Source organism: Curtobacterium sp. MCBD17_003, from assembly GCF_003234885.2.
Taxonomy (GTDB): domain Bacteria; phylum Actinomycetota; class Actinomycetes; order Actinomycetales; family Microbacteriaceae; genus Curtobacterium.
The window spans coordinates 1-13,101 of sequence record NZ_CP126275.1; the positions used below are offsets into that span (position 1 = coordinate 1).

Here is a 13,101-nt window from a genome sequence, read left to right on the forward strand (position 1 = left end):
ATGACGATCCCGGCACCCGTCGAGGACCTCTGGGCCTCGGTGCTCGGACTCCTCGAGGACGACGACCGGATCACCCCGCAGCTGCACGGATTCCTCAACCTGGTCGAACCGAAGGGCGTGCTCGCCGGGACGCTCTACCTCGAGGTGCCCAACGACCTGACGCGCGGCATGCTCGAGCAGCGGATCCGGGTCCCCATCACCGAGGCCGTCTCGCGCCTCGGTGACGACTCGGTCGCCAACTTCGCGATCACGGTGAACCCCGAACTGACCCCGGAACCCCGCACGGATCCGGTGGTCCCCGCGTACGCGGCATCGGCACCCGTCCCGCCGATGGAGCAGGGCACGGCCCCGCGCCAGTACGTCGAGGCCCCGTTCGTGCCCGCGCCGGTGGACAACCCGTCGAGTGCCGGCCGCCCGGACTCGCGCCTCAACCCGAAGTACAACTTCGACAACTTCGTCATCGGCGGTTCCAACCGCTTCGCACACGCCGCCGCTGTCGCGGTCGCCGAGGCCCCGGCGAAGGCCTACAACCCGCTGTTCATCTACGGCGACTCCGGCCTCGGCAAGACGCACCTCCTCCACGCCATCGGGCACTACGCCGAGAGCCTGTACCCCGGCATCCGCGTCCGGTACGTCTCGAGCGAGGAGTTCACCAACGACTTCATCAACTCGATCGCGAACAACCGCTCCGCGCAGTTCCAGCAGCGCTACCGCGACATCGACATCCTGCTCATCGACGACATCCAGTTCCTGCAGGGGAAGGACTCCACGCAAGAGGCCTTCTTCCACACCTTCAACACCCTGCACGACCACAACAAGCAGGTCGTCATCACGTCGGACCTGCCGCCGAAGCACCTGACCGGCTTCGAGGACCGCATGCGCAGCCGGTTCGAGTGGGGCCTGATCACGGACGTCCAAGCACCGGACCTCGAGACCCGCATCGCGATCCTCCGCAAGAAGGCGCAGAGCGACCACCTGCAGGTGCGCGACGACATCCTCGAGTTCATGGCGTCCAAGGTGTCGAGCAACATCCGCGAGCTCGAGGGGACGCTCATCCGGGTCACCGCGTTCGCGAGCCTCAACCGGACCGAGGTCGACATGGCACTCGTGCAGACAGTGCTCAAGGACCTCATCACGCTCGACGAGGACAACGTCATCGCACCGGTCGACATCATCACGCACACCGCGGACTACTTCAAACTGTCCGTCGACGACCTCTACGGCTCCTCCCGCTCCCAGGCGATCGCGACCGCCCGGCAGATCGCGATGTACCTCTGCCGCGAGATGACGAGTCTGTCCCTGCCCAAGATCGGGCAGCTGTTCGGCAACCGCGACCACACGACCGTGATGTACGCGAACAAGAAGATCACCGAACTCATGAAGGAACGTCGGTCGATCTACAACCAGGTGACCGAGCTCACGAGCCGCATCAAGCAGGACCGCCGCTACAAGTAGCACCGCCAACGTCGCCCTCGTACCCCCCTCCGCGCGCCGGCCGGGAGGCCCACCGCGGCCCCGCCATGCGTCCCCCCGGCCCGGCTGCGGGACGGCCGCGACGCCGCCTCCGGAGAGCACCACCGTCCGGTCTCCACAAGATGTGCACAACGTGTGGATAACTGTGGATGACACGCCGCTCCCCTGTTCATGGACGAGGGCCCAGCTGTGGACGTCGTCGGGACGGAGTTCCCGACGAGTTTTCCTCGTCCACGGCCGCTCCACACGCTGCTCACAAGTCACACGGTTGTAGTTCCCCGTCCTGACAACGATCAACAGAGTTATCCACACTGTGCACAAGCGTTAAGACCATTACTCCTGGTTAACGATCTCTCTCAGGGGGCCAACCTTGTGGACGGTCCCCAGCGGCCGAACGACACGGATCCCGCCCCCGCCCGCTGTGCCACAATGGGGGCCGCCGTCACCGAACCGAAGGACAGGGGTCCCAGCTGTGCAGTTCCATGTCAACCGGGACGTCTTCAGCGAAGCGGTCTCCTTCGCGGTCAAGCTCCTCCCCCAGCGCACGACGCTCCCGATCCTGTCGGGTGTGCTCATCCACGCCGAGGACGACCACCTGACGCTCTCGTCGTTCGACTACGAGGTCAGTGCGCAGACCCGCATCCCGGCGCAGATCGACGACCCCGGCACCGTGCTCGTGTCCGGGCGCCTCCTCGCTGACATCGCCAGCCGCCTCCCGAACGCGCCGGTCGTGTTCAGCACCGACGAGTCCCGCATCACGGTCACGTGCGGATCGGCACACTTCACGCTCCTGAGCATGCCCGTGGCCGAGTACCCGACCCTGCCCGAGGTCGGTCCCCAGACGGGCGTCATCCCGGGCAACGCCTTCTCCGAGGCCGTCGCGCAGGTGGCGGTCGCCGCCAGCCGTGACGACGTCACCCCCGTCATCACGGGTGTGCAACTCGAGGTCGGCGACACCGACCTGTCCCTCGTCGCGACGGACCGCTACCGGGTCGCCGTCCGGACGATCGCATGGGACAGCGGGCGCGTCGGCGCTGACCCGATGCACGCCCTGGTACCCGCGCGTACCCTTCAGGAGGTGGGACGTACCTTCGGATCAGCGAGCACCGTGTCGGTGTCGATCAGCGGCAACCAGGACCGCGAACTCATCGCGTTCCGTGCCGACGACAAGACCGTCACCTCGCTGCTCATCAAGGGCAACTACCCGCCGGTCCGCCGGCTGTTCCCCGACACCGTCCCCGACCACGCGGTGCTCAACACCGCGGAACTGGTCGAGGCCGTCCGTCGCGTCTCCCTCGTCCTCGAGCGCGAAGCCGCGCTCCGATTCACCTTCTCGGTCGACGGGCTCACGCTCGAGGCGATCGGATCCGAACAAGCGCAGGCATCAGAGTCGATCGACGCGCAGTTGACCGGAGAGGACACCGTGGTCTCGCTGAAGCCGCAGTTCCTCCTGGACGGGTTGAACGCGGTGCACTCCGAGTTCGTCCGCATCTCCTTCACCAAGACGGAGAACCCGAACAAGCCGGGGCCTGTGCTCATCACGGGACAGACCTCGCGCGAGGACGCGGCCGCGGACGGCTACCGGTACCTGCTCCAGCCCAACCTCCTCCTGCGCTGACGCCGGGGCACCACCGGGCGTCGCGCGAACTCAACGAGAAAAGGGAAATCATGCACATCGGTCTTGTCGGCCTCGGGAAGATGGGCAACAACATGCGTGCCCGCCTGCGCAACGCAGGGATCGAGGTCACCGGTTACGACGCCAACCCCGCCGTCTCCGATGTCGCCAGCCTCGCGGACCTCGCGGCGGCTCTGCCCGGCCCGCGCCTCGTGTGGGTCATGGTCCCCCACGGCAAGATCACCGACGACGTGATCTCGGGCCTCGCCGACGTCCTCGACGCGGGCGACCTCGTCATCGACGGTGGCAACTCGAAGTGGCTCGACGACGAGGTGCACGCCAAGCAGCTCGACGCCAAGGGCATCCGCTACATGGACGCCGGTGTGTCCGGTGGTGTCTGGGGCCTCGACAACGGTTACGGCCTCATGGTCGGCGGCGCGGACGAGGACGTCGCGACGGCGATGCCCGTGCTCGACGCGCTCCGCCCCGAGGGTCCGCGCGAAGAGGGCCTGGTCCACGCCGGTCCGGTCGGTGCCGGCCACTACACGAAGATGGTCCACAACGGCATCGAGTACGCGATCATGCAGGCGTACGGCGAGGGCTACGAGCTCCTCGAGGCCAAGGACCTGGTCAAGGACGTCCCCGGGACCTTCAGGGCATGGCAGCGCGGGACGGTCGTGCGTTCCTGGCTGCTCGAGCTGCTCGTGCGCGCGCTCGACGAGGACCCGACGCTCAAGGAGCTCGAGGGCTACGTCGAGGACTCCGGTGAGGGTCGCTGGACGCTGGAGGAAGCGATCGAGCACGCCGTGCCGATGCCCGCGATCAGCGCCTCGATCTTCGCGCGCTTCGTGTCCCGTCAGGGCAGCGAGTCGCCGACGATGAAGGCCGTCGCCGCCCTCCGCAACCAGTTCGGCGGCCACGCCGTCAAGAAGGCCTAGCGGTCCTCGCTCCTTCGGCCCGCGTGCACGTCGACCATCTCCAACTGACCGACTTCCGGAACTACCGGGAGGCGGACGTCGACTTCGCACGCGGGCCGAACCTGTTCGTGGGCCGGAACGGACAGGGCAAGACCAACCTCGTCGAGTCGATCGGGTACCTGTCCACCCTCGGTTCGCACCGGGTCCCGACCGACGCCGCGCTCGTGCGACAGGGGTGCGACGCGGCGATCGTCCGGGCACGGCTCGCGTACGAGGAGCGCACGATCCTCGCCGAGGTGCAGATCAACCGGACCGGCTCGAACCGAGCCCAGGTGAACCGGGCACCCATCAAGCCCCGGGATCTCCCCCGCTACTGCACGAGCGTGTTGTTCGCCCCCGAGGACCTGGCCCTGGTGCGCGGTGAGCCCGCCGGCCGGCGCCGGATGCTCGACGAACTCCTCGTGCTCATCGCCCCGCGCATGCAGGGGGTGCTCGCGGACTACGACCGGACGCTCCGCCAGCGGAACACGCTCCTCAAGTCGGCGCGCGGTTCGGGTGTCAGCGGCGGCGCGATGTCGACCCTGGACGTCTGGGACGACCGCCTCGTCGCGCTCGGGTCCGAGGTCATCGCCGGGCGCGACCACCTGGTCCGACGACTCGCACCGTTCGTCGCCGAGGCCTACGCGGCGGTCGCGGGTGCGGCCCACGAGGCGTCACTCGCGGGCGTCCTCAGCATCCGCGGCGGCGACCCGGAGACCGAGCAGGAGCTCGGGAGCGAGATCGAACCCGTGACGGTGGCCGCCGCGGCGGACGGGTTCCGAGCCGGCCTGGCCCGTCGGCGCCGGGACGAGCTCGACCGCGGACTGACCCTCGTCGGTCCGCACCGAGACGATGTCCTCTTCCGGCTCAACGGGTTACCGGCCCGTGGCTACGCCAGCCACGGCGAGTCGTGGTCGTTCGCACTGGCGGTCAAGCTCGCGGCCGCGGCCGTGCTCCGCGCGGAGTCGTCCCTCGGCGATCCGATCATCGTGCTGGACGACGTGTTCGCGGAACTCGACGAGACCCGCCGCGGCCGACTCGCGAACGCGGTGTCCGGGTACGAGCAGGTGCTCATCACGGCGGCCGTCCACGGTGACGTGCCGCCGGTCCTCGCCGCGCACACGGTGCACATCGACGCCGGGAGGATCGTGGACGCGCCGGGCGACGCCGCGGCGGTCGCCGAGACGGGGACCCCGGCGACCGGATCGACGGACGGGACCGACGGGGCGGACGCGCACCGTTCCTCCCGTCCGGCCGCGCAGGAGGTGTGACGGTGCCACGACCGGACCGGCCGACCGAACCGACGCGGTTCTACCTCCACCTGAAGGCGGTGTTCGGTGACCCCGCGAAGCGATCCGTCGACGCGCGTCGGCGTCGTCGACGCGAGGCCTCCGCGGACTCGGAGCCCTACGGCGTCGGACGCGAGCCGCGGGGGCTCGGCGACGTGGTGGGGAACCTGACGAGCGAGCTCGGGTGGACCGAGCCCCTGGCGCAGTCCGAGGTGATCGCCGCGTGGCCCCATGTCGTCGGTGCCGAGCTCGCGGCGCACTCGGATCCGGTGTCGATCGACGACCACGCGCTGCTCATCCGGTGTGACTCGACCGCCTGGGCCACACAACTCCGACTCATGCGCGCGCAGATCACGACGACGATCGCGGAGCGCTACCCGGAGGCGGGGGTCGAGTCGGTGCGCGTTCTCGCCCCGGACGCCCCGACCTGGAAACGCGGTCTCAGATCGGTCCAGGGGCGCGGCCCTCGCGATACCTACGGTTGAGGCGACAAATCAATCCTCTGGGAGCGGAATCGGCCCGCAGATCGGCGTCTCAGCCCTCGGGAGCAGGCCTGCTGCGGTAGACTCGTGGGGTTGCACGCGGGCGCTGGCGCACGCCGGACACGCCGTGCTGCACGACCGAATCGCAGGCGGGCAGGAGCCACAACGACCATGTCATCAGAATCTGGCGACACCCCTCAGGACAACGCGTACGGTGCCGATCAGATCCAGGTGCTCGAAGGCCTCGAAGCGGTCCGCAAGCGCCCCGGCATGTACATCGGCTCCACCGGACCACGTGGGCTCCACCACCTCGTCCAGGAGATCGTCGACAACTCGGTCGACGAAGCCCTGGCGGGGTACTGCGACCAGATCGACATCGTCATCCGCGAGGACGGCGGTGTGCGCGTCACCGACAACGGCCGTGGCATCCCGGTCGACATCCACCCGAACGAGGGCATCTCGACCGTCCAGCTCGTGCTGACGGTCCTGCACGCCGGCGGTAAGTTCGGCGGCGGCGGGTACGCGGTGTCCGGTGGCCTGCACGGCGTCGGGTCGTCGGTCGTGAACGCCCTGAGCTCGGAACTCGACGTCGAGGTGCGCCGACAGGGCCACGTGTGGCGGCAGAGCTACACCGACGGCGTGCCCGTCGCGCCGCTCTCCCAGGACGAGGAGACCGACACCACCGGCACGACGATCACGTTCTGGCCGAACGCGGACATCTTCGAGACCGTCGACTTCGACTACGAGACCCTGCGCACGCGGTTCCAGCAGATGGCGTTCCTCAACAAGGGGCTCCGGATCACGCTCCACGACGAGCGTGTCCCCGACGAGGGCGAAGAAGCACGGAAGGACGTCTTCCACTACGAGCGCGGGCTCGTCGACTACGTCGAGTACCTCGTCAGCACGAAGAAGGCGGAGGTGATCCACCCCGACGTGATCTCCCTCGAGTCCGAGGACACCGACCGGAAGATCTCCCTCGAGCTCGCCATGCAGTGGAACACCTCGTACCAAGAGAGCGTCCACACCTTCGCGAACACGATCAACACGCACGAGGGCGGCACGCACGAAGAGGGCTTCCGCGCCGCGCTCACCTCGCTCGTGAACAAGTACGCGCGCGACAAGAACATCATCAAGGAGAAGGACGACAACCTCACGGGTGACGACATCCGCGAGGGGTTGACCGCCGTCATCTCCGTCAAGCTCGCCGAACCGCAGTTCGAGGGCCAGACCAAGACGAAGCTCGGCAACACCGAGGCGAAGTCGTTCGTCCAGCGTGTCGTCGGTCAGGAACTGGGCGACTGGCTCGAGCGCAACCCGACGCAGGCGCGCGACGTCGTCCGCAAGGCGATCCAGGCCTCCCAGGCGCGCATGGCGGCGCGGAAGGCGCGCGAGACCACGCGGCGCAAGGGCCTGCTCGAATCCGGCGGGATGCCGGGCAAGCTCAAGGACTGCCAGTCCAAGGACCCGACGGTCAGCGAGATCTTCATGGTCGAGGGCGACTCGGCCGGCGGATCAGCGGTGCAGGGGCGCAACCCGCTCACCCAGGCGATCCTCCCGCTGCGCGGCAAGATCCTCAACGTCGAGAAGGCCCGACTCGACCGCGCGCTGGCGAACCAGGAGATCCAGTCGATGATCACGGCGTTCGGTGCCGGCATCGGCGAGGACTTCGACCCGGACAAGGCGCGGTACCACAAGATCGTGCTCATGGCCGACGCCGACGTCGACGGCCAGCACATCACCACGCTGCTGCTGACGCTCCTGTTCCGCTACATGCGTCCGCTCATCGAACGTGGCTACGTGTACCTCGCGCAGCCCCCGCTCTACCGACTCAAGTGGTCGAACTCGGCCCACGAGTACGTGTTCAGTGACCGCGAGCGCGACGTCCTGCTGCAGGCCGGTCTCGCGGCGGGCAAGCGGATCCCGAAGGACAACGGGATCCAGCGCTACAAGGGCCTCGGCGAGATGGACTACAAGGAGCTCTGGGACACGACGATGAACCCGGACACCCGCACGTTGCTCCAGGTCACCCTCGAGGACGCCGCCGCGGTCGACGGCGTGTTCGCCACCCTCATGGGCGAGGACGTCGAGTCGCGTCGTCAGTTCATCCAGCAGAACGCCAAGGACGTCCGCTTCCTGGACATCTGAGGCACCGCGCGCCCCGCGCGCCCCGACCACCTGCCGGCGCGACGCCCGAGCAGGACGGAACCACGGCCTCCCGGCCGATGAGAGAGGCAGCACATGGCTGACGACAACGACAACGGCGGCGACGAGCCCGAGGTCGTGCACGGCGACGCCGGCGACATCGTGCTCTCGGGCGACCGCATCTCGCAGGTCGACCTCCAGCTCGAGATGCAGCGGTCCTACCTCGACTACGCCATGAGCGTCATCGTCGGGCGTGCGCTCCCGGAGGTCCGTGACGGCCTCAAGCCCGTGCACCGGCGCGTCCTCTACGCGATGTACGACGGCGGGTACCGCCCGGACCGCGCCTTCTCCAAGTGCTCACGCGTGGTCGGCGACGTCATGGGGCAGTTCCACCCGCACGGCGACTCCGCCATCTACGACGCCCTCGTCCGCCTGGTGCAGCCGTGGAGCCTCCGGTACCCGCTCGCGCTCGGCCAGGGCAACTTCGGGTCCCCCGGCAACGACGGTGCAGCCGCCCCGCGGTACACCGAGACGAAGATGGCTCCGCTCGCGCTCGAGATGGTGCGGGACATCGAGGAAGACACCGTCGACTTCCAGGACAACTACGACGGCCGCACGCAGGAACCGTCGATCCTGCCGTCGCGCTTCCCGAACCTGCTCGTCAACGGGTCGGTCGGCATCGCGGTCGGCATGGCCACGAACATCCCGCCGCACAACCTGCGCGAGGTCGCCGAGGGCGCGAAGTGGGCGCTCGAACACCCGGACGCGACGCGCGAGGAGCTCCTCGAGGCGCTCATGCAGCGGATCAAGGGCCCGGACTTCCCGACCGGCGCGCAGATCCTCGGCGTCCGCGGCATCCAGGACGCCTACCGCACGGGCCGTGGTTCGATCACCATGCGCGCGGTCGTCAACGTCGAGGAGATCCAGGGTCGGACCTGCCTCGTCGTGACCGAGCTGCCGTACCAGGTGAACCCGGACAACCTCGCGGTCAAGATCGCGGAGCTCGTCAAGGACGGCCGCCTGGCGGGCATCGCGGACATCCGCGACGAGACCTCCGGCCGCACGGGACAGCGCCTCGTGATCGTCCTCAAGCGCGACGCGGTCGCCAAGGTCGTGCTCAACAACCTGTACAAGCACACGCAGCTGCAGGAGAACTTCGGCGCGAACATGCTCGCGATCGTCGACGGTGTCCCGCGCACGCTCGCGCTCGACGGCTTCATCTCGGCGTGGGTCGACCACCAGGTCGAGGTCATCGTCCGGCGGACCCGCTTCCGGCTCCGCAAGGCAGAGGAGCGGGCGCACATCCTCCGCGGGTACCTCGCCGCCCTCGACGCGCTCGACGAGGTCATCGCGCTCATCCGCCGGTCGCCGACGGTCGAGGAGGCCCGGGACGGCCTCATGGCGCTGCTGTCGGTCGACGAGGTCCAGGCACGCGCGATCCTCGACCTGCAGCTCCGTCGTCTCGCCGCCCTCGAGCGACAGCGGATCCACGAGGAGGCCGAGGAGCTCGAGCGCCTCATCGCGGACTACCAGGACATCCTCGCGCGTCCCGAGCGCCAGCGCGTGATCATCGGCGAGGAGCTCGACGAGATCGTCGCCAAGTTCGGCGACGATCGCCGCACCGAGGTGATGTTCGGGTTCGACGGCGACATGAGCGTCGAGGACCTCATCCCCGAGGAGGAGATGGTCGTCACCATCACGCGTGGTGGCTACGTCAAGCGCACACGCAGCGACAACTACCGGTCCCAGCACCGCGGCGGCAAGGGCGTCAAGGGCGCCCAGCTCCGAGCGGATGACGTCGTGGACCACTTCTTCGTCACGACGACGCACCATTGGCTGCTGTTCCTGACCGACAAGGGTCGCGTCTACCGCGCCAAGGCGTACGAACTCCAGGAGGCCGGGCGCGACGCCAAGGGCCAGCACGTCGCCAACCTGCTCGCCATGCAGCCCGACGAGCAGATCTCGCAGGTCCTCGACATCCGCGACTACGAGGCAGCCCAGTACCTCGTGTTGGCGACCCGCGACGGCCTGGTCAAGAAGACCGCGCTCACCGAGTACGACACGAACCGCACCGGCGGGATCATCGCGATCAACCTCCGCGAGGGTGACGCACTCGTCTCCGCACTCCTGGTGGACGAGTCCGACGACCTCCTCCTGGTCTCGCGGCACGGCATGTCGCTCCGGTTCACCGCGACCAACGACGCCCTGCGTCCGATGGGCCGCTCGACGTCCGGCGTCAAGGGCATGACCTTCCGTGGGGACGACTCGCTGCTGTCCGCCTCGGTCGCGCACGACGAGGGATTCGTGTTCGTGATGACGGAGGGCGGCTACGCCAAGCGCACCGCCGTGGACCAGTACCGCGTGCAGGGGCGCGGCGGTCTCGGTATCAAGGTCGCCAAGCTCGCGGTCGACCGGGGTGACCTGGTCGGCGGTCTCATCGTCAGCGGGGACGACGAGGTGCTCGTCGTGCTGGCTTCCGGCAAGGTGGTAAGGTCTGCCGTGGCCGAGGTCCCTGCCAAGGGGCGCGACACCATGGGCGTCGTGTTCGCACGCTTCGCCGACGACGACCGGATCATCGCAGTGGCCCGGAACAGTGAACGGAACCTGGACGACCAGGCCGACGCCGAGATCGAACCCGCGGGCCCGGTCGAAGCAGTGAGCCCCGCCGAGGCAACGGACGAGCCCGCCGACCCGCAGGCCGGAGAGGACCAGTCAACGAATGAGTAGTGTCGCCGAGAAGCTCCAGCGCAAGACGAAGCGACCCGTCGGCACCAAGCAGGTCCGGCTGCGCCTGGTGTACCTCGACTTCTGGTCGTGCGTGAAGCTGTCGTTCCTCATCGCGCTGGCCGGCAGCATCGTGATCGTCGTGGCGACCATGCTCGTCTGGATCATCCTGAACCAGACGGGCGTGTTCACCCAGATCGACAAGCTGCTGCAGGACGTCACCGGCAAGAACAACTACTCGATCATGGACCAGTTCTCGCTGGGCCAGGTCATGGGGTTCTCGATCGTCGTCGGGAGCCTCAACGTGGTCGTCGGCACGGTGCTCGGCGCGATCGTGAGCGTGCTGTACAACCTCAGCGTGCGGATCACCGGTGGTCTGCTCGTCGGGTTCACCAACAACTGACCCGGATCACCGGTCTGGAGGCCCCACCCGATTCGCGCCCGCGGCGCGCGTCATGTAGGCTTTCATCCGGTCTCGGGGCTATAGCTCAGGCGGTTAGAGCGCTTCGCTGATAACGAAGAGGTCCTAGGTTCAAGTCCTAGTAGCCCCACTCCGACGGTTCGCCGTCATCGTGACTGCACCACCGAGCCCGTATGACCCGTCGGCTGCTCCTCCGGTAGCATGGCCGACCATCCGGGGCCTTAGCTCAATTGGCAGAGCACCGCCTTTGCAAGGCGGGGGTTAGGGGTTCGATTCCCCTAGGCTCCACCAGCTGTCTGGGCTGCTCGGCGCTTCGCGCCTTCGCAGCCCGCTGGTTCAGTGCTTCGTGCGCGCCGCCGCCCCTGCGGCGCGACGTCGCGGGGCGTGCCTGAGCGCTCCGTGCTCGGCGCTCGGCGCGCGGCGCCGGCCCAGTGCCTTCGGTCCGGGCGTCCCTTCCGGTCCTCCTCTTGCGCGAGATCGCAGGGGGTGCCGCTTCGGACCGCGCCGAAACGACATCTGCTGCGATCTCGGCGGAGGGCTGCCGGCGACGCCGGGTGGCATGGCCCTCCCGGCATGACGAACGGCCCGCGCCGAATGACACGGGCCGTTCGTGTGGTGCGATCCGATCAGGCGGCGGGCTTGTCCGCCGTGTCCGCGTCGTCGGCGACCCACAGGTCGTCGTCGGCACGGAGGGTCTGGTACGCCGCGTACGCGGCTCCGATGACGGCGACGGCACCGACGACGATGAGCGCGACGCCGCCGAAGCCGAGTCCGCTCTTCTGCTTCGGCGCGGCCTTGACCACCGTCTTGGCGGCCTTGCGGCCCTTCTTCGAGGCCTTGGCCGCCTTCTTGGTGGCGTCGGCGACGATCTTGCGCACCTTTGGGTCCTTGGCCAGGTCCACGACGCTCATCGCGGACCCGAGGGTCGACACGAGGCTCGGGACGACCTCGGTGGTCAGCCGGGTCTTGGTGGCGGTCGCCGCGGACGTCGCCGCGTGCACCCCGGTGGCGACGGCGGGCTTGACCCCGTTGTCGATGGCGTCCTTGACGCGGGGGGCGAGGTCGTTGCGAGCGGCGTCGGCGGCGTGCAGCCGGGCCTCGGCCAGGATGGCGTTCGCGTGCTCGAGGACCTTGCGCTGCTCGCCGAGGAGGGTGGTCGTCTGACCCTTGAGCTTCTTGATCTGCTTCTTGCGCTTGCGGGAGAGTTCCATGGTCATCAGCTACCTCCATCGGATCGGGCGGTGAGATGCCCATCCTGCCACCGGAGGCCCTGGCAGGTCACGGTGCCTCGTCTGGAAGTACCATGAACGATCCGGGAGCGCATGCGAGAATGGCCACATGTCTTCGCACACCGCTGTTGCAACCATCCACACCAACCTCGGCGACATCCGCGTCAACCTCTTCGGCAACCACGCACCCAAGACGGTCGCGAACTTCGTCGGACTCGCCACGGGCACCCAGGAGTGGACGCACCCGGGTACCGGCAAGGTGTCGACGGACAAGCTGTACGACGGCGTCGTGTTCCACCGCATCATCAAGGACTTCATGATCCAGGGCGGTGACCCGCTCGGCCAGGGCATCGGCGGCCCGGGCTACCGCTTCGACGACGAGATCCACCCGGAGCTCACGTTCCAGCAGCCGTACATCCTGGCGATGGCGAACGCCGGCACCCAGGGTGGCCGCGGCACCAACGGCTCGCAGTTCTTCATCACGACCGTCGCCACCCCGTGGCTGCAGGGCAAGCACACGATCTTCGGAGAGGTCGCCGACGACGAGTCGCGCGCGGTCGTCGACGCGATCGAGGCCGTGCCCACCGACGGCCGCGACAAGCCGCGTGAGGACGTCGTCATCCAGAGCATCGACGTGACCGACTCCGCTGGCGCCGGGGCGTAGTGACCGACTTCTCCCAAGACCGAGCGAACTTCTGCTACCGGCACCCGGACCGGCAGAGCTTCATCCTGTGTCAGCGTTGCGGGCGGACGATCTGCACCGAGTGCCA

The 13,101-nt window shown here is 68.3% G+C and carries 10 protein-coding genes and 2 tRNA genes; 11 read left to right on the forward strand and 1 reads right to left on the reverse strand.

The window, feature by feature from the left end:
• The 10 genes from dnaA (at nucleotide 1) to DEI88_RS00050 (ending at nucleotide 11,393) form a co-directional block, all read left to right on the forward strand.
• Nucleotides 1-1,455 (forward strand): chromosomal replication initiator protein DnaA, encoded by a 1,455-nt coding sequence (gene dnaA, locus DEI88_RS00005; RefSeq protein ID WP_111010780.1) that lies wholly within the window; start codon nucleotides 1-3, stop codon nucleotides 1,453-1,455.
• A gap of 490 nt (nucleotides 1,456-1,945) precedes the next feature.
• Nucleotides 1,946-3,091 (forward strand): DNA polymerase III subunit beta, encoded by a 1,146-nt coding sequence (gene dnaN, locus DEI88_RS00010; protein ID WP_111026525.1) that lies wholly within the window; start codon nucleotides 1,946-1,948, stop codon nucleotides 3,089-3,091.
• A gap of 50 nt (nucleotides 3,092-3,141) precedes the next feature.
• The gene (gene gnd, locus DEI88_RS00015; protein WP_111010782.1) at nucleotides 3,142-4,026 is read left to right on the forward strand and encodes a phosphogluconate dehydrogenase (NAD(+)-dependent, decarboxylating); all 885 of its coding nucleotides are present in this window, start codon (nucleotides 3,142-3,144) and stop codon (nucleotides 4,024-4,026) included.
• Between the two features lie 23 nt (nucleotides 4,027-4,049).
• Nucleotides 4,050-5,315 (forward strand): DNA replication/repair protein RecF, encoded by a 1,266-nt coding sequence (recF, locus tag DEI88_RS00020; RefSeq protein ID WP_111071972.1) that lies wholly within the window; start codon nucleotides 4,050-4,052, stop codon nucleotides 5,313-5,315.
• Nucleotides 5,316-5,317: 2 nt separating this feature from the next.
• Entirely contained in the window at nucleotides 5,318-5,818 is a 501-nt protein-coding gene (locus tag DEI88_RS00025) for a DciA family protein (RefSeq protein WP_111035825.1), read from the forward strand.
• 168 nt (nucleotides 5,819-5,986) lie between these two features.
• The gene (gene gyrB / locus DEI88_RS00030; RefSeq protein ID WP_111010784.1) at nucleotides 5,987-7,960 is read left to right on the forward strand and encodes a DNA topoisomerase (ATP-hydrolyzing) subunit B; all 1,974 of its coding nucleotides are present in this window, start codon (nucleotides 5,987-5,989) and stop codon (nucleotides 7,958-7,960) included.
• A 93-nt stretch (nucleotides 7,961-8,053) separates the two neighbouring features.
• Nucleotides 8,054-10,684, forward strand: coding sequence for a DNA gyrase subunit A (gene gyrA / locus DEI88_RS00035; protein WP_111026528.1), 2,631 nt, complete (start codon nucleotides 8,054-8,056; stop codon nucleotides 10,682-10,684).
• Entirely contained in the window at nucleotides 10,677-11,084 is a 408-nt protein-coding gene (locus tag DEI88_RS00040; protein WP_111011930.1) for a DUF3566 domain-containing protein, read from the forward strand. Before gyrA ends, DEI88_RS00040 begins: the two co-directional genes overlap by 8 nt.
• Before the next feature lie 74 nt (nucleotides 11,085-11,158).
• Nucleotides 11,159-11,232: transfer RNA gene (locus tag DEI88_RS00045), tRNA-Ile, on the forward strand.
• Between the two features lie 85 nt (nucleotides 11,233-11,317).
• A tRNA-Ala gene (locus tag DEI88_RS00050) sits at nucleotides 11,318-11,393 on the forward strand.
• A gap of 335 nt (nucleotides 11,394-11,728) precedes the next feature.
• Here DEI88_RS00050 and DEI88_RS00055 read toward each other — a convergent pair.
• Entirely contained in the window at nucleotides 11,729-12,319 is a 591-nt protein-coding gene (locus DEI88_RS00055) for a hypothetical protein (RefSeq protein WP_111071973.1), read from the reverse strand.
• 121 nt (nucleotides 12,320-12,440) lie between these two features.
• On the opposite strand from DEI88_RS00055, the gene DEI88_RS00060 reads away from it, so the two are divergent.
• The gene (locus DEI88_RS00060) at nucleotides 12,441-12,995 is read left to right on the forward strand and encodes a peptidylprolyl isomerase (RefSeq protein WP_111010788.1); all 555 of its coding nucleotides are present in this window, start codon (nucleotides 12,441-12,443) and stop codon (nucleotides 12,993-12,995) included.
• The last annotated feature ends 106 nt before the right edge of the window (nucleotides 12,996-13,101 follow it).

Coding starts and splice junctions, on each gene's coding strand:
- gyrA (WP_111026528.1), top strand. CDS start 8,054: ATGGCTGACGACAACGACAACGGCGGCGACGAGCCCGAGGTCGTGCAC.
- DEI88_RS00040 (WP_111011930.1), top strand. CDS start 10,677: ATGAGTAGTGTCGCCGAGAAGCTCCAGCGCAAGACGAAGCGACCCGTC.
- gyrB (WP_111010784.1), top strand. CDS start 5,987: ATGTCATCAGAATCTGGCGACACCCCTCAGGACAACGCGTACGGTGCC.
- DEI88_RS00060 (WP_111010788.1), top strand. CDS start 12,441: ATGTCTTCGCACACCGCTGTTGCAACCATCCACACCAACCTCGGCGAC.
- DEI88_RS00055 (WP_111071973.1), bottom strand. CDS start 12,319: ATGACCATGGAACTCTCCCGCAAGCGCAAGAAGCAGATCAAGAAGCTC.
- dnaA (WP_111010780.1), top strand. CDS start 1: ATGACGATCCCGGCACCCGTCGAGGACCTCTGGGCCTCGGTGCTCGGA.
- gnd (WP_111010782.1), top strand. CDS start 3,142: ATGCACATCGGTCTTGTCGGCCTCGGGAAGATGGGCAACAACATGCGT.